The organism is Candidatus Effluviviaceae Genus V sp., from assembly GCA_014728125.1.
In the GTDB taxonomy this organism is placed as follows: Bacteria; Joyebacterota; Joyebacteria; order Joyebacterales; family Joyebacteraceae; genus WJMD01.
Genome location: WJMD01000135.1, coordinates 1 through 21,247, shown reverse-complemented (window position 1 = coordinate 21,247; position 21,247 = coordinate 1). Strand labels below are relative to the sequence as shown.

19 protein-coding genes are annotated in these 21,247 nt (G+C 66.8%); 18 read left to right on the top strand and 1 reads right to left on the bottom strand.

Annotated elements, in window-relative coordinates; translation table 11 throughout:
- Window positions 1-173: 173 nt before the first annotated feature.
- The 15 genes from GF405_08470 (at window position 174) to asnS (ending at window position 16,574) form a co-directional block, all read left to right on the top strand.
- Entirely contained in the window at window positions 174-635 is a 462-nt protein-coding gene (locus GF405_08470) for a ribosome maturation factor (protein ID MBD3368186.1), read from the top strand.
- 40 nt (window positions 636-675) lie between these two features.
- Complete coding sequence (gene nusA, locus GF405_08465; protein MBD3368185.1) at window positions 676-2,274, top strand: transcription termination/antitermination protein NusA; 1,599 nt, start codon at window positions 676-678, stop codon at window positions 2,272-2,274.
- A gap of 57 nt (window positions 2,275-2,331) precedes the next feature.
- Window positions 2,332-4,878: a translation initiation factor IF-2 gene (gene infB / locus GF405_08460; GenBank protein MBD3368184.1), complete on the top strand. Its 2,547-nt coding sequence runs from the start codon at window positions 2,332-2,334 to the stop codon at window positions 4,876-4,878.
- A 21-nt stretch (window positions 4,879-4,899) separates the two neighbouring features.
- Window positions 4,900-5,181: a DUF503 family protein gene (locus GF405_08455; GenBank protein MBD3368183.1), complete on the top strand. Its 282-nt coding sequence runs from the start codon at window positions 4,900-4,902 to the stop codon at window positions 5,179-5,181.
- A 24-nt stretch (window positions 5,182-5,205) separates the two neighbouring features.
- Window positions 5,206-5,595, top strand: coding sequence for a 30S ribosome-binding factor RbfA (gene rbfA, locus GF405_08450; GenBank protein MBD3368182.1), 390 nt, complete (start codon window positions 5,206-5,208; stop codon window positions 5,593-5,595).
- Complete coding sequence (locus GF405_08445) at window positions 5,561-6,514, top strand: bifunctional oligoribonuclease/PAP phosphatase NrnA (GenBank protein MBD3368181.1); 954 nt, start codon at window positions 5,561-5,563, stop codon at window positions 6,512-6,514. Before rbfA ends, GF405_08445 begins: the two co-directional genes overlap by 35 nt.
- The gene (gene truB, locus GF405_08440) at window positions 6,511-7,413 is read left to right on the top strand and encodes a tRNA pseudouridine(55) synthase TruB (protein ID MBD3368180.1); all 903 of its coding nucleotides are present in this window, start codon (window positions 6,511-6,513) and stop codon (window positions 7,411-7,413) included. The genes GF405_08445 and truB overlap by 4 nt, the downstream gene beginning before the upstream one ends.
- Before the next feature lie 24 nt (window positions 7,414-7,437).
- Window positions 7,438-8,394 carry a riboflavin biosynthesis protein RibF gene (gene ribF, locus GF405_08435; GenBank protein ID MBD3368179.1) on the top strand — a complete coding sequence of 319 codons (957 nt, stop codon included), beginning with the start codon at window positions 7,438-7,440 and terminating at the stop codon, window positions 8,392-8,394.
- Between the two features lie 74 nt (window positions 8,395-8,468).
- Window positions 8,469-8,738: a 30S ribosomal protein S15 gene (rpsO, locus tag GF405_08430; GenBank protein MBD3368178.1), complete on the top strand. Its 270-nt coding sequence runs from the start codon at window positions 8,469-8,471 to the stop codon at window positions 8,736-8,738.
- 119 nt (window positions 8,739-8,857) lie between these two features.
- Window positions 8,858-11,065, top strand: a complete 2,208-nt coding sequence (locus GF405_08425; protein MBD3368177.1) for a polyribonucleotide nucleotidyltransferase — start codon at window positions 8,858-8,860, stop codon at window positions 11,063-11,065.
- A gap of 25 nt (window positions 11,066-11,090) precedes the next feature.
- A complete protein-coding gene (locus GF405_08420; protein MBD3368176.1) occupies window positions 11,091-11,564 on the top strand; it encodes a dUTP diphosphatase in 474 nt (157 codons plus the stop codon).
- The gene (locus tag GF405_08415; protein MBD3368175.1) at window positions 11,467-12,591 is read left to right on the top strand and encodes a hypothetical protein; all 1,125 of its coding nucleotides are present in this window, start codon (window positions 11,467-11,469) and stop codon (window positions 12,589-12,591) included. The genes GF405_08420 and GF405_08415 overlap by 98 nt, the downstream gene beginning before the upstream one ends.
- A 180-nt stretch (window positions 12,592-12,771) precedes the next feature.
- Entirely contained in the window at window positions 12,772-14,523 is a 1,752-nt protein-coding gene (locus GF405_08410; GenBank protein MBD3368174.1) for a Trk family potassium uptake protein, read from the top strand.
- Window positions 14,524-14,576: 53 nt separating this feature from the next.
- Complete coding sequence (locus tag GF405_08405) at window positions 14,577-15,254, top strand: TrkA family potassium uptake protein (GenBank protein MBD3368173.1); 678 nt, start codon at window positions 14,577-14,579, stop codon at window positions 15,252-15,254.
- A gap of 24 nt (window positions 15,255-15,278) precedes the next feature.
- Window positions 15,279-16,574 carry an asparagine--tRNA ligase gene (asnS, locus tag GF405_08400; protein ID MBD3368172.1) on the top strand — a complete coding sequence of 432 codons (1,296 nt, stop codon included), beginning with the start codon at window positions 15,279-15,281 and terminating at the stop codon, window positions 16,572-16,574.
- 164 nt (window positions 16,575-16,738) lie between these two features.
- On the opposite strand, the gene glnA is transcribed toward asnS, so the two are convergent.
- Window positions 16,739-18,199 (bottom strand): type I glutamate--ammonia ligase, encoded by a 1,461-nt coding sequence (gene glnA / locus GF405_08395; GenBank protein MBD3368171.1) that lies wholly within the window; start codon window positions 18,197-18,199, stop codon window positions 16,739-16,741.
- Between the two features lie 445 nt (window positions 18,200-18,644).
- Between glnA and GF405_08390 the strand changes: the two genes are divergently transcribed.
- The 3 genes from GF405_08390 (at window position 18,645) to GF405_08380 (ending at window position 21,185) form a co-directional block, all read left to right on the top strand.
- Window positions 18,645-19,223 carry a peptidylprolyl isomerase gene (locus GF405_08390; protein ID MBD3368170.1) on the top strand — a complete coding sequence of 193 codons (579 nt, stop codon included), beginning with the start codon at window positions 18,645-18,647 and terminating at the stop codon, window positions 19,221-19,223.
- A 20-nt stretch (window positions 19,224-19,243) separates the two neighbouring features.
- Window positions 19,244-19,864, top strand: coding sequence for a tetratricopeptide repeat protein (locus tag GF405_08385; protein MBD3368169.1), 621 nt, complete (start codon window positions 19,244-19,246; stop codon window positions 19,862-19,864).
- Between the two features lie 82 nt (window positions 19,865-19,946).
- A complete protein-coding gene (locus GF405_08380) occupies window positions 19,947-21,185 on the top strand; it encodes a tetratricopeptide repeat protein (protein ID MBD3368168.1) in 1,239 nt (412 codons plus the stop codon).
- Window positions 21,186-21,247 lie beyond the last annotated feature (62 nt).

The following is a 21,247-nucleotide window of genomic DNA, read 5'->3' as shown; positions in this document are numbered from 1 at the left end:
CCGGTCCCCCGTCAGGCGTCCCGCAGTCCCGTCCCTCCAGGGCCATCCGCTCCCTCAAGGACACCCCCGGCAGCCGTCGTTTTCCGCTTGCGCGACGGGGGTGACCGTGTTACTGTGTCCGGGGAAGTGGGCTGGGCGGCCCACTTTTTCGGTGTCTGGGGGTGAGCCCGGCGATGCGGGATCGCAGCGAACGGATCTACGAGAGAACGCACGCGCTCATCGAAGGGATGGGCTACCGCCTCGTCGACGTGCGCGAGGCCCGAAGGGACGGTCGACGGCTGGTGCAGTTCTTCATCGACGAGCCGAGGGGCGTCTCCGTCGAGGACTGCGCGGACGTCAGCCGGGAACTGGGATACGTCCTGGATGCCGAGCCCGAGTTCGATGACGGCTACGTGCTCGAGGTCAGCTCGCCCGGCCTCGACCACGACCTCCGGCGGGAACGGGAGTACCGCTACTTCACCGGACGGAAGGCCCGTCTCGTGATGAAGGGCGGGAAGCTCAAGGGCCGAGCGATCGTCGGTACGATCGCCGCTGCCGACGAGGGAACCGTCCTGATCGATGCGGAGGATGGAGAGCGTCTCTCGCTGGCGATCGACGACATTGCGCGGGCACGGCTCGTGATCGAGGGGCTCTGACACCCCGGCTCGAACCAGGGCAGTACGGGAGAGAAAGACAATGAACACCGGCGTGCTCGAAGCACTGAGACGGATCGCACGCGAGAAACAGCTCGACAACGAGCTTCTCATCGAGGCGCTCGAGGCGGGGCTCCTTTCTGCCGCGCGCAAGAAGTTCGGTGCCGAGGCCGACATCGAGGTCGTCGTCGACGGTGAGAGCGACACGCTGGCCGTCTACCTCAACCGAAAAGTCGTTGATATGCCCGACGACTTCACAGCGGAGATAGACATCGAGGAGGCGCAGGAGATCGACCCCGCGGCCCAGATCGGCGATGTCATCCGGACCGAGATCTCGCTCGATGAGTTCGGCAGGAACGCCATCCAGGCGGCGAAGCAGATCGTCGTGCAGAGGGTGCGCGAGGCGGAGCGCGAGCAGATCTACGAGGAGTTCCAGGACAGGATAGGCGACATCGTGACCGGCGACGTGCAGCAGATCGAGCGCGCGGGGATCGTCGTCAACCTCGGCAGGACCGAGGCGCTGCTGCCCACGAGAGAGCAGATCAGGCGCGAACGGTACCGGCAGGGCGACCGCATCCGCGCGTACCTGCTGTCAGTTGAGAAGACCACGAAGGGACCACAGATCATCCTGTCGCGGACCCATCCGAACTTCCTCAAGAAGCTGTTCCGGATGGAGGTCCCGGAGATCTACGACTCGGTCGTCGAGATCATGGCGATCGCGAGGGAGGCCGGGGGGCGCTCGAAGGTCGCCGTGGCCTCTCACGACGAGCGGGTCGACCCGGTCGGCGCGTGCGTCGGAGTGAAGGGGTCGCGTATCCAGACGATCGTCCGTGAGCTCTCCGGCGAGAAGATCGACATCGTAGCATGGAGCTCGGACCCGTCGGTGCTCGTGAGCCGGGCCCTCAACCCCGCGAAGGTGTCGCGGGCCATCGTCGACGAGAGCGAACGGAGTGTCCGTGTCGTTGTTCCCGATGATCAGCTCTCCCTGGCCATCGGGAAGGGCGGACAGAACGCAAGGCTCGCGGCGAAGCTCTCCGGATGGAAGATCGACATCGTCGGTGAGACGGAGCACACGAGGCTTCTCGAGATCGACCTCTCCCAGCGCGTCGAGGTCGGTGAGCTGCCCGGCGTCGGAGAGAAGCTGGCGACGGAGCTCATGGCCGCCGGCTACAGGACCGTGCAGGACCTCGAGGGACTCTCGAGCGAGGAGCTCGAGAAGGTGCCCGGGATCGGTCGCAAGACGGCCGAGAAGATCTCGATCGCCGTGGCCGCCGTGCTCGAGGTGCTCGAGGAGGAGAAGCAGAGGCTCCTCGATGAGATGGACGAGCAGGAGGCTCAGGACGAGATCGGCGAGGAGGACATCTTCGGCGTAGCCGTCGAGCCTGAAGAAGAAGAGTACGACGAGGAGGAACCGGTCGACCGGCCCGAGAAGGACGAGGACGCGGGTGAGGAGCCGGAGACCTCCGACGAGACCCTGGAGGACGAGCCGACCGCGGCCGAGGACGAAGCGGCCCCGGAGGACGACGAGAAGCCCGGCGACGGAACCGACTCCGGTGACGACGAGGATGAGACCGGTGACGAGGACGACGAGGCCGGTGAAGACGACGAGGCCGGAGACGAGGAAGACGAGTCGGAGAAGTAAGCCGTACAGATTCTCTTCCGCCCCAGTGCCGGATCCTGATCGAACGAGGAGGTAGTCGTGGCGAAGAAGCGCGTTTACCAGGTCGCGAAGGAGTTTCGCATATCGAGCGAAGCTCTGATCGGCATGCTTCAGAAGCTTGGCTACGACATCTCGAGCCACATGAACGCCATCGATGAGGAGACCATCGAAGCGGCGCGCGCTGAGTTCGAGAAGGAGAAGGACGCCGTCAAGCGGGAGTATGCCAAGAAGATCAAGAAGGCGATCCGAAAGAAGAAGGGCAAGGGCGCGCTCAAGGTCAAGAAGACCCCGACGAAGGAGAAGCGGCGCGTCGCGGAGACCCTTCCTCCGAAGAAGGAAGCGGCGAAGCCCGAGCCGAAGGTGCCGGAGCCTCCGAAGAAGCCGAAGGTCGATCGCAAGAAGATCGTCGCCGAGGCTGCCCGCCAGGCTGCGCGCGACGTGCTCGCGAAGCAGCGGGAGGAGCGCGCCGCGAAGAAGGCGGCCGAGAAGAAGCGGCTGGCCGAGGAGAAGAGGCGCAGGGAAGAGGAGAAACGGGCCGCGCAGGAGCGGGCCGCCCGGGAGGCCGAGGAGGCGAAGCGCGAGCGGGAGAAGAAGGAGAAGGCCCCCGAGAAGGAGAAGAAGGGAGCCGCGCCCGCGAAGCGTGAGAAGAAGCCGAGGAAGGGCAGGGGCGACCGCCGCAGGAAGCGTCGACCGAGGGTCGATCAGAAGACCGTCGAAGAGACGGTCCGGAAGACCATGGCGGCCTCAGGCGAGCGGAGGACCAGACGTCGCAAGAAGCGCGACAGGGGCGACGGGACGGTCGCGGACGACGAACGCGCCATCCAGATCCCCGAGTTCGCGTCGGTCGGCGAGTTCGCCGAGCAGGTCGAGATGCCGGTCAACGACGTGATCAAGAAGTGCCTCGACCTCGGTCTGATGGTCACCATCAACCAGAGGCTCGACGCCGACACCATCCAGCTTCTCGCCGAGGAGGTGGACGCGGACGTCGAGCTGATGAGGGAGTACGGCGAGGACATCCTCGAGCAGGATCTCGAGGAGGCCACGTCCGAAGAGGATGTCGAGACCGCACCGCGCGCACCGGTCGTCGTGGTCATGGGACACGTCGACCACGGCAAGACGCTGCTCCTGGACTACATCCGCAGCACGAACGTCGTGGGAGGCGAGTCCGGCGGCATCACACAGCACATCGGTGCCTACGAGGTGGAGTACGAGGGGGAGCGGGTCACCTTCCTCGACACCCCGGGTCACGAGGCCTTCACGGCAATGCGGGCCCGGGGCGCTCAGGCGACCGATGTGGTGGTGCTCGTCGTCGCGGCCGACGACGGGGTGATGCCCCAGACCCTCGAGGCGATCGACCACGCAAAGGCGGCCGGGGTCCCGATCATCGTGGCTGTCAACAAGATCGACCTGCCGGGCGCGAACCCCGACAAGGTGCGATCCGAACTCGCTCAGCACGGACTGACTGTCGAGGAGTGGGGCGGCGAGACGGTCGCCGTCGAGACCTCCGCGAAGACCGGCCAGGGCGTCGACAAGCTCCTGGAGATGATCCTCTTCCAGTCGGGGCTTCTCGAGCTCAAGGCGGTCGACTCGGGTCCGGGGCGCGGCGTGGTCATCGAGGTCGAGAAGGAGCGGGGCCGCGGCATCGTCGCGACGGTGCTGGTAGAGTCCGGAACGCTGCGGGTCGGAGACCCGTTCGTGGTCGGGCTTGCCGACGGGAAGGTCCGCTCGATGCACGACGAGTTCAACAACGAGGTCGAGGAAGCGGGCCCCTCGAAGCCCGTCCAGATCTCCGGTCTCACAGGCGTGCCGCAGGCCGGTGACGTGCTGGCCGTCGTCTCCGACGAGAGGCTCGCCCGCGACATCAGCGGGAAGCGTCGCCAGCAGCAGTGGGAGCGCCAGACGCGCTTCCAGCACCGTGTCACGCTCGAGGACCTGCACGATCAGATCCTCGAGGGTCAGGTCAAGGAACTCCGCATCATCATCAAGGGAGACGTCGACGGATCGATCGGCGCACTGGCCGATTCGCTGGAGAGGCTGTCGACCGAGGAGGTCAAGGTCGAGGTCATCCGGAAGGCCGTCGGCGCCGTGACGGAGTCGGACGTGCTGCTGGCCGCGGCATCGAACGCCATCATCGTCGGATTCCATATCGGAGCGTCGGTGAGGGTGCGGGATCTCGCCAGGCGCGAGCAGGTGGAGATCCGCCTGTACAAGATCATCTACGAGGCGGTCGAGGACATCAGGGCCGCCATGGAGGGGCTGCTCGAACCCGAACGGCGCGAGGTCGTCATCGGGACGGCGGAGGTCCGCGAGACCTTCAAGGTCCCGAACAAGGGGACGATCGCGGGCTGCTACGTGCTCTCGGGGGTCATTCGGCGCGGCGCCAAGACGCGCGTCATCCGCGACGAGATGCTCCACCACGAGGGTACGGTCGAGTCCCTGAAACGCTTCAAGGACGACGTCCGAGAGGTTCAGCAGGGCTTCGAGTGCGGGGTCGGCATCGCCGGCCTCGACGACATCGAGACGGGAGACCGGATCGAGGTCTACGAGATCGAGGAGGTGGCGCGGAAGCTCGCCGACTCTAAGTAGCGGAGGCTCGGGGAGACGCACGTGGTCGTCGGTACGCTTCAGGTCGACATGATCGTTTCGGAGAGCCACTCGCTCAAGGCCCGGCGCAGGGTGGTCAGGAGTCTCAAGGACAGGATCCGGGGACGGTTCAACGTCTCGGTCGCCGACGTGGGCGACCAGGATCTCTGGCAGAGGATCTCGCTCGGAGTGGCGGTCGCAACCAGCGACCGCCGCTTCGCCGACGAGGTCCTCGATAAGGTGCTCGACCTGATAGAGCTCGACGGCAGAGTGAACATCGTGTCACAGTCACGACGCATCGAGTGATCGGCGCCGGTGGGGGAGGACGTCATGACATCGACGAGAATCCTCAGATTGTGCGAGCTGATCCAGCGTGAGCTCGGGCGCATCATCGACCAGGAGGTCAACGACCCACGCATCGGCATGGTGACGGTGACGGGGGTCGAGCTGTCGGAGGACCTCCGGCACGCCAAGGCCTTCGTCAGCGTGCTCGGCGACGACGACCAGAAGGAGCGCTCGCTGCGTCTTCTTCATCACGCCGGCCGGTTCATCAGGGGCCGGCTCGCCGAGAGCATCAACCTGCGCCTGGTACCGCGGATCCGCTTCATCCTGGACGAGTCCGCAGAGAACTACCTGCGTATCGCAGAGGTGCTTCGCCAGATCCACGACGAAGAGGAGCCCGGGGATGACGACGGAGGCAGCGGAGACCCTGAGGGGTGAGGGTCCGTTCATCGTCGGAGCTCACGAACGTCCTGACGGGGACTCTGTCGGCTCGATGCTGGCGCTTGTCAGATGGCTTCGCGAACGGGGACGGAAGGCCGACGCCGTGGTCCCCGGAGGCGTTCCCGATCCCTACGCGGCGCTCCCCGGCGCCGGTGACGTGCTCGACTTCTACCCGGAGGACCTCTCCGACACGACGCTGATCCTCGTCGACACACCGTCGCCCGATCGTGTGGCGGGGCTCGAGAACGGACACGAGCGCGCAGCCAGCGTCGTCGTCATCGACCATCATCCCGACAATCAGGGCTACGGGGACATCAACCTCATCGACACCGGGGCGTCGTCCGCCGCCCTTCTGCTGTACGAGACGCTGACGGAGGCCGGCGACGGCCTCGACGCGGAGACCGCCACGCTGCTCTACACGGGCGTTCTGACCGACACCGGCGGCTTCCGCTTCGGGAACACCGACGAGCGGACCCTCCGTGCGGCCGCGGCGCTGGTCGGCTGCGGGGCCCGCCCGGCGGAGGTGGCGACGCTCGTCTACGGTTCGCAGCCGATCGGCAGCCTCAGGCTTCTCGGTCTGGTCCTCTCGACGGTCGAAACAGCGCTCGACGGACGTCTCGCCTTTCTGACGCTGACCGACGAGATGCGCCGGAGGGCCGGCGCGACAGGTGAGGAGATCGAGGGGCTGGCGGCCTACGGCCGCGGGATCCAGGGCGTCGAGGTCTCCGTGCTCCTGAGAGAGGAGGACGGCCGCGTCCGGCTGAGCATGCGCTCCAGGGGGCGCGTCGACGTCAACGCGCTGGCGCGACGACTCGGGGGAGGCGGTCACAGGGCCGCTTCCGGCGCACTCGTCGAGGGCACCATCGCGGACGCGAGGGGCCGCGTGATCGAGGCGCTCGGAGGACTGCTCGATTGAGCGACAGACTGCTGATCATCGACAAACCGTCGGGGCCCACCTCGCACGACGTCGTGGCCAGGGTCCGAAGAGCCACGGGCGTGCGCCGCGTCGGCCACGCGGGGACGCTCGATCCCCGAGGCACGGGCGTACTGGTCGTCATGGTGGGACGGACGACGCGTCTGTCGGCCTACCTCATGGACCACGACAAATCCTACAGCGGCCGGATGGTCCTCGGTGTGACGACCGACACACAGGACGCCGAGGGCGAGGTGCTCGAGCGCAGGGACCCCTCGGGAGTCGACCGCGACCGTCTCGACTCGGTCCTTGATTCCTTCAGGGGCGACATCATGCAGACGCCGCCGATGGTGTCGGCTCTCAAGCGCGGCGGCGTGCCGCTCTACGAACTGGCCAGACAGGGGATCCGTGTCGAGCGCGAGGCCCGTCCCGTGACGGTCCGCGATCTTCGCATCGTGAGCTTCGACCTCCCGTACGTCGAGTTCGTGATCGAATGTTCGAAGGGCACGTATGTCCGCACGCTCGCGGCCGACGTCGGCGAGCAGCTGGGATGCGGAGCGCATCTCGACCGTCTGAGGCGCACACGGGTCGGTCCCTTCCGCGTGGAGGAGGCCGTCGCCCTTGCGGACATCATGGAGGCCGGCGACGCCTGGCTGGAGCTGGGGGTGCCGCCGCTCGGCGCCCTTCCAGATCTCGATGTCGTCACGCTGAGCGAGGAGCAGGCCGAGCGCGTGATGGATGGGGGCGGGGTCAGGCTGGACGATGCTCAGGCGTCGGGTGTCTCGACCGATCGAGCTCTTCTGACGGAGGACGGAGCGGCGCTGATGGCCGTGGCGAGGGTCACGAGGAACGGTGGGACCGTCCGGGTCGATCCCGAGAAGGTCTTCGTCCCGCCCATCTGAACGTCCGGGGGGAGTCAAGGCGACGTGCGGACCGTGCGCGACGTGAAGGCCCTGGCGGGCATCGACACGAAGGATCTCACGCTGACCGTGGGCAACTTCGACGGGGTCCACAGAGGACACCGTGAGGTGCTGTCCGAACTCAAGCGTAGCGCCGCATCGCGCGGGACGCCGGCCGTCGTGGTGACGTTCGCCCCTCATCCGCTGCAGATCGTAGGACGGCGGGCCCCTATGGGCCTGCTCTCTCCGGGGACGGAGCGCGAACGGCTGATCGAGGCCGAGGACGCCGACCTGCTGGTCGTCGTCGAGTTCACCGAGTGCGTGGCCTCTCTGTCGGCCGAGGCGTTCCTCAGGCTCATCTCGGTCGGGACCGGCTCGCACCTCGTGCTTGGATACGACTTCCATATGGGCGCGGGTCGGGCGTGCGACATCCACCGGATGGGGGCCATCGGACAGGGCATGGGATTCGGGCTCGACGTCGTGCCTCCGGTGAGTTTCGAGGGGCGCCCGGTCTCGAGCTCCCGCATCCGCGAACAGCTGGCGGCGGGGGAGCTTCGGTCCGCCAACGCCATGCTCGGTCGCGCGTACGAGCTCGCGGGCGACGTCGTCAGCGGCGCGGGGCACGGGACGGAGCTCGGCTATCCGACGCTCAACCTCGCCCTGCCCGACCTGAAGCTGCTGCCGGCGGACGGGGTCTACGTTGCGCGCGTCCACGGAACGGGACCGGCCGAGACGGCGGGACTCGTCTACGTGGGACGCAGGCCGACGATCGACGACGACGGAACGAGACGGGCCGAGGTTCATCTCCCGGGGGGACCGCCCGAACGAACGGAGCGGCTCTCGGCCGAGCTCCTGACTCTCCTCAGGCGGGACAGGACCTACGCCTCGAAGGACCAGCTCGCCGCGGCCATCGGTCGGGACGTGGCCGAAGCGCGCCGCCTCCTCGAGGAGGGGCCGGAGGACTGGCGGGCGATTTCCTTTTGACAGCATAGGGGTGCTGTGTTACGTTGTCTCTGTTCAGATACAGATGACGCCAAGGACCATGGAGGAAGACGCACGTGTCGCTCAGCAAGGAGAAGAAGCAGGAGATCGTGAAGCGCTTCGAGACGCACGCCGGTGACACCGGTTCCGCCGAGGTGCAGGTCGCGCTCCTGACTGAACGCATCGAGACCCTGTCGAAGCACTTCGAGAAGCACAAGAAGGACAACCACTCGCGACTCGGTCTCCTGAAGATGGTAGGCAAGAGGCGTCGCCTCCTGAACTACCTCAAGACCCACAAGACCGACAGCTACAGACAGATCATCAAGGAACTCGGGCTGCGCAGGTAGGCGAGGACTCGAGAGAGCCCCATTGTGCGCACTCCGACTGCTGGCCCTCCCGCGAGCGTTCGGGAGGGCCTTTGTTCAGGAAGCCCGAGGAGTGCAACTCACGTCAGTGGAGGAAGTAGATGCAGAGGGTACAAATGGAGTGGGCCGGACGGCCCCTCACGATAGAGACAGGCCGCGTGGCGAAGCAGGCATCGGGCTCCGCGCTCGTTCGATACGGAGACACGATGATCCTGGCCGCGGTCACGCACACGGACGAACCGGTCGACCGCGGCTGGCTGCCGCTCTTCGTCGACTACCGCGAGAAGTTCTACGCGGCGGGGAAGATCCCCGGCGGCTTCTTCAAGCGCGAAGGTCGTCCGCAGACCAAGGAGATCCTCTCGGCGCGGCAGATCGACCGGCCGATCAGGTCGCTCCTTCCGTCGCACATGCGGAACGAGGTCCAGGTCCAGGTCATCGTACTGTCGGCCGACGGTGAGAACGACTCCGATACGATCAGCATCATCGGCGCCAGCACGGCGCTCGCGCTCTCGCCGGTCCCGAACGACGGACCGGTCAGCGCCGTTCGCATCGGGCTCGTCGGCGACGAGCTCGTCGTCAACCCGACCTTCGAACAGCTCGAGGAGAGCGTTCTCAACCTCGTGATCGCCGGCACAGACGAGGCCATCGTGATGGTCGAGGGAGGCGCGAACGAGGTCAGCGAGGAGAGGATGCAGCAGGCGCTCGAACTCGGCCACGAGGAGATCAGGAAGTCGCTCAAGCTCCAGAACGAGCTGCTGAGCCACTTCACCGTTGAGCGCTTCGAAGTGCCCGAGCCCGCGATGCCCGAGGGTCTCAAGGACCGCGTCGAGTCGATGTGCGCGTCGCGGATCGAGGAGGCGCTCAGGATCCACGACAAGCAGGAGCGCGGAGACGCAATCTCCGCCGTCAAGACGGAAGCTCAGGAGGCGCTGGCCGGGGAGTTCCCCGAGTCGGAGAAGCTCGTGTCCGGCATCATCAAGGACATCGAGAAGCGTCTGATGCGCGCGTCCGTCCTCGACCGCGGCGTCCGGACGGACGGCCGCTCGCTGGACGAGGTGCGGCCGGTCTCGGCCGAGGCGGGTATCCTCCCGCGCGTCCACGGCTCATCGCTCTTCACGCGCGGAGAGACGCAGGTGCTGGCCGCGCTCACGCTCGGCTCCTCGAGCGACGAGCAGAAGATCGACGCGCTCGAGGGCGAGTCCTGGAAGAGCTACATGCTGCACTACAACTTCCCGCCGTTCTCGGTGGGCGAGGTGCGGCCGATCCGCGGCCCGGGCAGGCGTGAGATCGGGCACGGCATGCTGGCCGAGCGCTCCATCGAGCCGGTCATCCCGACGGAGGACGTCTTCCCGTACACGGTCCGCATCGTCGCCGACGTGCTGGAGTCGAACGGTTCCTCGAGCATGGCGACCGTCTGTTCCGGCTCGCTGGCGCTCATGGACGCGGGTGTTCCCGTGAAGGCCGCCGTCGCCGGCGTCGCGATGGGGCTCATCAAGGAGGGCGACCGGTACGCCATTCTGACCGACATTCTCGGTGTCGAGGACCATCTCGGTGACATGGACTTCAAGGTCGCCGGTACGAAGAACGGCATCACGGGCTTCCAGCTGGACTCCAAGATCGGAGCCATCCCGACGAAGCTCCTCAGCGAGGCCCTTGAGAAGGCCAAGACGGCCCGGATGCACATCCTGGCCAAGATGGACGAGGCGCTGGCGACGCCGCGGCCCGAGCTCTCGCAGTTCGCGCCGAGGATCGTGATGCTTCGCGTGCCGCAGAGCAAGATCGGCGCGATCATCGGCCCCGGCGGCCGCGTGATCCGCGGACTCCAGGAGGAGACCAACACGTCGATCGACATCGACGACGAGGGCATCGTCAAGGTCTCCGGCACGGACCCCGCCGGCGTCGAGGAGGCGCGGCAGACGATCGAGCTCATGATCAAAGAGCCGGAGGTCGGAGAGGAGTACGAGGGCGTCGTCCGGAGCATCACCGACTTCGGCGCCTTCATCGAGATCCTCCCGGGCCGCGACGGTCTGTGTCACATCTCCGAGCTTGAGCACGGTCGCGTCGGCTCCGTTGAGGACGTCCTCAAGATGGGGGAGAACGTCAAGGTCAAGGTCATCGGTGTCGAGGACAACGGGAAGATCCGTCTGAGCCGCCGGGCGCTGCTGCCGAAGCCGAAGGGCGGAGGGTCAGACTCCGGTGGCGGATCAAGTTCCGGTGGCGGGTCGCGCGGGGGAGGTTCCCGCGGCGGACGCTCGTCGGACAGGAGGGGCGGACGAGGCGGCAGGTCGCGTGGTCGAGACAAGCGGTAGCTGCTGCGTCCTTTCGCGAGACGAGATGAAGAACGAACCGATCACGATCGAGGTGAAGCGGCAGCCGCATGCTGATGGGCTGCCGCTTCCCTCGTACATGACAAGCTCGGCAAGCGGCATGGACGTGCGCGCGGCCGTGGACGAACCCGTGACCATTGAGCCGGGGCGCGTCACACTGGTTCCGACGGGACTGGCCGTCGCTGTACCCGACGGCTTCGAGATCCAGGTCCGGCCCAGGAGCGGTCTGGCGCTCAGGCGCGGAGTGACCGTCCTCAACGCGCCGGGAACGGTCGACGCCGACTACCGCGGCGAGGTCGGCGTCATCCTGGCCAACCTGGGCGACGAGCCGTTCCGTGTAGAGCGGGGCGACCGGATCGCTCAGCTCGTCGTCGGTCGGGTCCATCGCGCGCACTGGAACGAGGTCGCCGAGCTTCCGCAGACCGATCGCGGAGACGGAGGATTTGGACACACCGGTGGAGGACGCACGGAGGACGAGTAGCGCGCCGTCCGGAAGCACAGCCCGCGGAGAGCAGCCGAACGGTGACGGTCCGTCCTCCCGGAAGGACGAGGCTCCCGGGAGCCGACGGGCCCGGCTCGTCGATTACATCTTCCTCCTCCGGCCGACGGCCCTCGTGCCGGCATGGGTCTTCGTCGCCCGCGGCGCCCGGCTCGCGCTGGCACCGCGTCCGTTCGACGGACTCGTCCCACAGCCCCTGCTGGCCCTCGCCCTGACGACCCTGACGGCCGTGCTCGCCGGCGGGTACATCCTCAACCAGATCACCGACATCGAGTCCGACCGCAGGAACCAGAAGCTGTTCCTTCTTCACAGAGGGATCATCCCGAAGGGCCGCGCAGCGACGCTCATGATCATCCTGTGGGCCGTCGCCGGCGTCCTGACGCTCTGGCTGCCCCCGGGCGTTCGGTGGGCCGTTCTCGCGGCGCTCGTTCTCAACGTCACCTACTCGACGCCGCCAATCAGAGCGAAGGCCCGCCCGTGGTTCGACATCGCGTGGAACGGACTGGGCTTCGGTGCCGTGTCGACGGTCGTCGGGTGGTTCGCCGTCGCGCCGGAGGTCGCGTGGGTCGAGCCGGGGGCCTTTCCTCTGCTCGAGACGGCGGGGTACGCAGCGGCCGTGGCCGGTCTCATCGCCTCGACGACGATCCCCGATGTCGAGGGCGACCGGGCCGAGGGCCTGAACACGATAGGCGTCGCCCTCGGCGCGCGGAGGACCGGGCTCGTCGCTCTCGGGTTGATGAGCGGCGCCGTCGCGTTCGCGGCCCTGTCGGCCGACGCCGCAGGACTCGTCGCGGCGCTCGCGGGGTTCGGGCTCCTCCTGCAGGCTCAGCTTCGACGCAGCCGCGCCGCCCGCGTGCTCGCCAGTCAGTGGACGGTCGCGGCCTACGTTCTCGTCGCCGCTTTCTTCGACCCTTACCTGCTCGTTCTTCTGGCGATCGTCGTCCTCTCATCGCGCGTTTACTACCGGAGACGGTTCGATGTCGCTTACCCCGGGAGGGGGACGCGCTGAGCGAGCAACAGGCGGAGGCGTGAGAAGTGGCTCCGGCCGTGGAAGCGGGCCTCCGAGGACCGGGCGCCGTCGCGCCAACTGCCCGCGCCTCGCGGGGTTTCGAGTTGACACGCTCCGCCGACCGTCTTTATCCTCACCCCGTCCGTGTGGTACCTCGGTGCAGACATCGGTGGAGCGTGCATGACGCGCGAGAGATTCCTGCAGTGGCTCTCGAGAGCCATGTTCCTGGTGGCCGCCCTGGCGGTCGTCTCGCTCGTGCTCGAATACGGGTTCTACCTCGGCACGAGCCAGGAGCGCCTGCTCCACGCGATCGACCTGGCCATCGTCGTCGCGTTCCTCGCCGACGCCGTCATCCGGTTCGTCCTTGCCCGGGAGAAGGTCTCCTTCATCGTCTCGCGGTGGCCGGGTCTGGCCATCGCGGTGCTGCTCGTCTCGCAGTTCCTCGTCGTCGCCCATTTCCAGGGACAGGGCCTCCTGCCGGCCTTTCTCGAGGCCAGGAGCGTCTTCTCCCTCGCGAAGGGCTACATCATCGTTCTCCAACTCTACCTCGTCGCGATGATCATCGTGCAGACCGTCCGGGCGAACCGGAAGGTCGCCTCGTACAGACTGCATCCGGCGAGGACCGTGTTCCTCTCCTTCCTCATCATCATCCTCGTCGGCACGATGCTGCTCCTGACGCCGCGGGCGACGGGGGAGAACCGGATCGAGCTGATCGACGCCGTCTTCTCTGCGACCTCGGCCGTGTGTGTGACGGGACTCATCGTCGTCGACACGGGCAGCTTCTTCACCCAGTTCGGTCAGGGAGTCATGCTGACGCTCATCCAGATCGGTGGCCTCGGGCTCATCACGCTGACGGCCTTCTTCGCCATCGTGCTGAGACGGGGCCTCGGCGTCCGCGAGAGCCTCGTGCTGCGCGGCATGCTGTCCTTCGAGAGCGTCGGACGGATCGGCAAGACGCTGCGTGTGATGATCGGTGTGACCTTCCTGGTGGAGGGCACCGGGGCGCTCCTGCTCTTCGTGGCCACGAGGGAAGACTTCGCGACTATCGCCGACGCCATCCATCACTCCGTCTTTCACGCTGTGTCGGCCTTCTGCAACGCCGGCTTCTCGCTCTACTCGACCAGCTTCGAACGCTACGCGGGACATCTCGGCATCAACGCGGTCATGACGACGCTCATCATCGTCGGTGGCATCGGGTTCCCGGTGATCATGAACCTCCTGGGACGGCGCGTTCTCTACAGCGGAACGGCAAGGATCGGTCCGAGATACTCGATCCACTCGAAGCTGGTTCTCCTGACGACGGCCGCGCTGCTCGTGGCGGGCACCGCCTGCTTCTACCTGCTCGAGCGAAACGGCGTGCTGGCCGACATGACGACCGGTCGGCGTATCATGGCGTCGTTCTTCGGGTCTGTGACAGCGAGGACCGCGGGCTTCAACACGACGCCGACGGCCTCGCTCGCGCTCCCGACCCTCTTCATGCTGGCGGTCCTCATGTTCATCGGCGGGTCGCCCGGCGGCACGGCGGGCGGCGTCAAGACCTCGACCATGGGGCTCGTCATCGCGTCGATCGGCTCGATCTTCACCGGCCGGTCGCGCGTCGAGCTGTTCAGGCGCCACGTGCCCGATCCCGTGGTCAGGGAGGCGCTCGTCGTCGTGGCGATGGGAATCCTGGTCGTCAGCGGCGGCACGTTCTTCCTGCTGGTGATCGAGGATTTGACTTTGTCGCAGGTGCTCTTTGAGGTAGTCTCTGCGTTCGGTACAGTGGGACTCTCCACGGGGATCACACCGACGCTGTCGCCGGCCGCCAAGATCGTTCTCATGCTGATCATGCTGACAGGGCGCATCGGTCCGCTGACGCTCGCGCTGGCGATCGGGCAGCGGCGCCGGGGCGCCGCGTACGACTACCCCAGAGAGCGGGTGGTCATCGGCTGACGTCGCATCCGGCGCCACAGGGTGCCCGGCGGCGTGCCGGAGGTTTGCTTGCTATGAAGCGTTACGCAGTGATCGGTCTCGGTCTTCTCGGTAAGACGGTCGCCCGCGAGCTGTCGGACCGCGGCGCGGAGGTGGTCGCCGTCGATGTGCACCAGGAGCTCGTCGAGTCGATCGCCGACGAGGTCGCCCTGGCGGTGCGCCTCGACTCGACCAACCGCGAGGCGCTCCTGACTCAGGGTATTGATCGTGTCGACGCGGCCCTCGTGGCGATCGGACAGAACTTCCAGGCGGCCGTCCTGACGACGGCGCTCCTCAAGGAGTTCGGAATTCCACGCGTCATCTCCCGCGCCGTCACCGAGGAGGAGGCACGCGTCCTCAAGCTCGTGAACGCCGACGAGGTCGTCCTCGTCGAGGAGTGGGTCGCCAAGCGTCTCGCTCAGCAGATGATGAGCCCGAGCCTCGTCGACATGGTCGAGCTGTCGCCGGGGATGAGCCTGGGACGCGTCGCGGCATCGAAGGAGATGTGGGGAAAGACACTGGCGTCGCTGAAGTTCCGTCAGAAGTACGGTCTCAACGTCGTTGCCGTCATCAAGCCCGAGGGACGCGAGGGCGAGACGGCGACCACGAAGCTCCCGGACCCCGAGGAGGTCATCGGGGAGGGGGACGTGCTGCTCGTCGACGGTCCGGACGAGGCCATCGAGGCTCTCGCATCGGAGGCGGAGGAACAGTAGGAGAGAGGCCCGTTCGGAGGGAGCATGCACCAGCGTCACACCATCGAGAGCATCGCCGAGCATGTCGGTCAGGAGATCACGCTCGAGGGCTGGCTCGCCGCCAGACGATCGAGCGGGAAGATCCAGTTCCTCCAGGTGCGTGACGGCACGGGTTTCATCCAGTGCGTCGTCAGCGTGTCGGACGTCGGCGAGGACGTCTTCGAGCGGGTCTCCGGTCTGACGCAGGAGTCGTCGGTCCGCGTCACCGGCGTCGTCCGCGCCGACGAGCGCGCCCCGACGGGCTTCGAGCTCTCCGCGACCGGCGTGGAGGTCGTCTCGCTCGCCGACGAGTATCCCATCACGCCGAAGGAGCACGGTACCTCCTTCCTGATGGACCATCGGCACCTCTGGATTCGTTCCAGCAGACAGTTCGCCGCCCTGAGGGTTCGGGCGACGGTCATGCGCGAGGCACGCCGCTACTTCGACGAGCGCGGGTACCTGCTGCTCGACACGCCGATCCTGACGCCGTCGGCCTGCGAGGGGACGACGACGCTCTTCGAGACGGAGTACTTCGGGGAGAAGGCCTACCTGACACAGAGCGGACAGCTCTACAACGAGGCGACCGCCATGGCCTTCGGGCGGGTCTACTGCTGCGGCCCTTCGCTCCGCGCGGAGAAGGCCAAAACCCGGCGTCATCTCATCGAGTTCTGGCAGATCGAGCCTGAGATGGCTTACGCGGACCTCGACGACGTCATGGAGGTAGCGGAGGAGCTCGTCACCTGGGTCGTCGCCGCGGTCCTCAGGGAGCGCAGGTACGAACTGTCCATCCTCGATCGGGACGCAGCGCCCCTCGAGAGGATCGAGCCGCCGTTTCCCCGACTGACATACGACCAGGCGGTCGAGCGTCTCAGGGAGAAAGCGAGCGACTTCAACTGGGGCGACGACTTCGGTGCGGAGGAGGAAACTCTGCTCTCGGAGCTCTTCGACAGGCCGGTGCTCGTGCACCGGTACCCCAGGTCGGTCAAGCCGTTCTACATGGAGAACGATCCGGACGACGACCGGCTCTCGCTCTCGGTCGACATGCTGGCGCCGGAGGGTTACGGCGAGATCGTCGGTGGAGGGCAGCGTCTGACCGATCCGGTCGAGCTCAAGCGACGGATGGACGAGGAGGGCATGTCCGAAGAGGACTATGGGTGGTACCTCGACCTGAGGAAGTACGGCTCGGTGCCCCACGGGGGCTTCGGAATGGGCATTGAGCGGGTCGTCACGTGGATCTGCGGACTCCCGCACCTCAGGGAGACGATCCCGTTCCCCAGGATGCTCTCGCGCCTGAGACCCTGAACAGCGTGACCGGTGCGGTTTGATGCCGGTCGGCCTGAACAGCGCGACCGGTGCGGTCCGATGCCGGTCGGCCCGAACAGCAGAGCGCTCCGGACCCGTCGGGCCCGGAGCGCTTTTCTGCTTCCTCGCCGCGGGACGCGGGCCGGTCGCGCGCCGTCGTCGCCTCAGCAGTCGAACGAGAGGTCGAACTCGCCCGGATGCGGCGCGGAACGGATGGCATCGACCTCCTCCCACTTGAGCCCGGTCCACACCGGAACGAACGTCTCCGGGAAGATGCCCGAGGAAGCAAGGAACCCGCCGTCGTCCGCGAGGGCCTCGAGCGCCTCGTGAAGCGTCAGCGGCAGCGCCGGGATGCCTCGCCGCTCCTTGTCGGAGAGTCTGTGGATGTTCTTCTCGAGCGGGCCGAATCCACGCTCCCTCGGGTCGATACCGCGCTCCATGCCGTCGAGTCCGGCGGCGATGAGCGCGGCCGCGGCGAGGTACGGATTGCAGGTGGCGTCCGACGGGCGGTACTCGACCGTCTTGGCCGACGGCTCCGTCGTGTACTTGGGAATGCGTATCGCGGCACTCCGGTTAGCGGCCGAGAAGACGCGGTTCGTCGGCGCCTCGAACCCGGGCCTCAGCCTCCTGTAGGAGTTCGTGCTGGGGTTCGTGACGGCGGTCAGTGCGGCCCCGTGCTCGAGAATCCCGCCGATGAAGTGCAGGGCCGCCTCCGAGAGGCCCGCATAGCCTCTCTCGTCGTGGAAGACCGGGCGTCCGGCCTTCTCGAGACGCATATGGAAGTGGAGCCCGCTCCCGCTCTCGCCGAGGAGCGGCTTCGGCATGAACGTGGCCGAGAGGCCCCATTCGATGGCGGTCATCTTGGCAATGTACTTCCCGATCATGCAGTCGTCGGCGGCCTCGACGAGCGGCCTGCTCAGGAGCTCGATCTCGACCTGCCCCGGCGCCCCGTTTTCATGGTGGTGGTACTTGACCGGGATGCCGGCGGCCGCCATGCGCGCGACAATCTCGTTGCGCACCTGGAAGGTGCGGTCGCACGGGGGCATGGCGTGGTAGCCGCGTCCGGGGAGGATCCGATGGCCGGTGGTCGGCTCGTCCGCATCGGTCCAGCCCGCCTCGTCCGAGCCGAGCGAGTAGAAGGCGCTGCCGCAGGAACTCCCGTAGTCGACCGTCGTGAAGAGGTAGAACTCGAGCTCGGGCCCCAGAAGCGCCGTGTCGGCGTGCCCGGAGGCGGCGAGGATCTCCTCGGCCTTCTTCGCCAGGACCCGTGGGTCGAGGGGGAAGAGCTCGCGGGTGTCGGCCTCGGCAGCCGAGGCGAGATACGACACGACGAGGTAGGGGCCGGATTCCTCGACGATCGCGGTCGCGGGATCGGCGAGCAGGACCATGTCGCCCTTCTCGACGGTCAGATAGCCGGGGACGCTCGATCCGTCGAAGCCGACGCCGTCCTCGAAGAGCTTCGCGCCGACGCGCGCGGCCGGCAGGGTGACGTGATGCCACCGGCCCGGGAGGTCGGCGAACCGGAGGTCCACGTAGTCGACTCCCGCCTCGGAACAGATGGTCCCGGCCTCGTCGTACGACGCGGCCTCCCTCAGTCGGAGCGACAGCTCCCTGAGATACTGCATGGGGCTCTCCTTTGCCGGGCCGAAGTGCGAAGAAAACGGGCGCGGCTTGTAACGTGGCCTCGCCCGGTCGACGAACCCGCACGCACGCGGGCCGCCCAGCTGATTCTACGGCACGCGGGCCCGACGGTCAACCGCGCTGCGGGGCGGGTACGGCGCCTCCCCGCGGTCCGGCAGCGATGAACGCCGGGGGGAGAAGCGCCTTGACACCCGGAATCCGGCGCAGTTAGATTAGGGAGCGCGGAAAACGGCGATGCACAGTGACTTGTGAGGAGGAACCATGCGAACGAATTCAGCGGCGCTCCTGGTCTTGACATTGCTTCTGACGGTCGGTCTGGCGTCCATGGCCGGCTGCGGCGGCGGTGAAACGGCGGAGTCGAACACGGAAGGCGCCGCGGCGGAGACGCACGACGCGTCCAGCGAGACCGCGGAGCAGGCCGAGGAGGCGATGAGCGAGGAGAAGCCGATGGCTGAGCACGACGGCCCCACAGCGACCCTGACGTACATCGAGGGCGGCGAGCGAAAGACCCGCGAGGTTGCGTACCTCCCGGAGGGCCGGAAGGTCGCCACGATCGAGACCAACAAGGGGACCATCAAGATCGAGCTGTGGGAGGACGAGGCTCCCAACACGGTCACCAACTTCGTCCACCTGGCGAACTCGGGCCGCTACGACGGCGTCGAGTTCCACAGGGTGATCGACGGCTTCATGGCGCAGACGGGCGACGTCGAGCACAGCGGCGGTTACGGCGGTCCCGGCTACATGATCCCCGCCGAGTTCAACGAGGAGCTCACCCACGAACGCGGCGTGGTGTCGATGGCACGTTCGCAGGATCCCGACTCCGCCGGCAGCCAGTTCTTCATCATGCTGGCTGAGGCCGGTCACCTGGACGGCAAGTACGCGGCCTTCGGCAAGGTCATCGAGGGAATGGACGTGGTCGACTCCATCAAGAAGGGCGACCGCGCCCAGAACGGAAAGGTCGAGAACCCCGACGTCATGGAGAAGGTCCGCGTCGAGACGGTGGAATAGCACGACAGCGAGGAGCTCAGATGAACCGCACGATCGTCACATGCGTCGCTCTCTGTTGTCTGCTTGCGGCCGTTTCCGCCGCCGGCGCCCAGGAGATGGTGCCTGACAAGGCCGCGGCCCTTGCAGACCGCATCGCCGAGCTCGAGGAGGCCATCGAAGCATCCCCTGAGGACATCGAACTCAGGATTGAGCTCGGGAACCTCTACTACGAGTCGAACATGCTGGACCAGGCCCAGACGGTCTACGTTGAGGCCTCCCGCATCGACTCGTCCCACACGGGCGTCCTGGTGAACCTGGCCTCGCTCTACTCCGACATGGGGCGGGCGAAGGAAGCGCTGCCCCTCCTTGAGCGCGCGCTCAGGCACGAGCCGAGGGATCCGATCATCTACACCAATCTCGGCAGTGTGTACTACGACCAGCAGCGCTATCAGGAGGCCGTCGACATGTACCAGATGGCCATCTCGATCGACCCGGAGTGCATCGAGGCGCACTTCAATCTGGGGGTGGCCTTCGCCGACGCCCGCATTTTCGAGGAGGCCATCAGGGAGTGGCAGAGGGTCATCGAGATCGAACCGACGTCGCAGGCGGCCAAGATATCGAGAGACAATATCCAGATGATCCGTCAGTTCCGGGGGGAATAGGAGCGTGGAGCAGCGCTCCGGCTCGCCCCGCGGGCTGCATCGTGAGGATCGCTTCGCGCGTACGAGAAGAGAGGCTTACGAGATGGAGAGATCAACGACAGTCCTTCGCGCCGCGCTGCTGGTCACAGCGGCCCTGTTCGTCCTGAACGGCTGCACGGGCACAATGCCGGTCGAGGACGAGAACCAGGTTACGAGCATCCTGGGCTCGGACGGCCAGCCCATCGAGCAGACCGAGCAGCTGAGCCCGGCCGAGCAGGCCGTCAGCAACGCATCCGAGTTCCTTCGCGTCCGCGAGATCGGGAAGGCCATCGAGAACTACCAGCGGGCAATCGAGCTGGACCCGACCTACGTCGAGGCCTATCAGGGGCTCGGCCGCATCTATCTCGTAGAGACCCAGGAGTTCGATAAGTCGCTCGAGATGTACGAGGAGGCGAGGGACCTCGCCCCGGATGACGCGGGGTCGCACACGGGACTCGCGTACGCCTACTTCGTCACGGGGCGCTATCAGGAGTCGGTCGAGGAGTACATCAAGGCCGTCGAGCTCGACCCGACCGACGCGAACGCCTATCTGAATCTCGGGTACGCCTACGAGAAGATGGAACTCGATCTGGCCGCCATCGGCGCCTACCGCAGGGCGCAGGAGCTCTCGCCCGACGATCCGCGCCCGCCGAGGCAGCTGGCACAGATCTACTACCGGGCCAAGATGTATGACAGTGCGATCACGTCCTACGAGCGCGTGCGGTCGATGGGGCAGGCGAGCGACCGCTCGCTGGCGACGCTCGGCTTCCTCTACATGAAGGTCGACGAACTGGAGAAGGCTGAGACCGCTTTCCGAACGGTCCTTCAGACGAACCCCACCGACTTCGGAACGAGGGCGAATCTGGCGAGCGTCTACCGCAGGCAGGGAGACTACACGAAGGCGGTCGAGCAGTTCGAGGCTCTCGTGGCGCAGCAGCCGAGCGAACCGCGGTTCCTGGCGGCGCTCGCCGACGCGTACAACGAGGCCGGCAGGTACGACTCGGCCATCGCGACAGCGCAGCGTCTCCTCTCCGTGTCGCCCGGCAACGGCAGCGCATACGTGACCTGGGCAAAGGCGCTCGAGTACCGCGGGGCGTCGCTGCAGGCGCAGGCCAAGTCGAGCGGTAACGGCGACCTCTATGATCAGGCCATCGCCCACTACGAGGAGGCGAAGGAGAAACTCCGGCTGGCCAGGAGCGACTCGGCCTGGCGCAGCCATGCGGACAAGGAGATCGCCCGACAGGACAAGCTGATCGAGATCGCGCAGCAGGAGAAGCTGCGCGGCATCTGGGACCAGGGCTAGACGACGCGACCCGGGCCTCGCTGGGGCTCAGGTCCAGACCGTCATGAGACGAGCTCCCGACC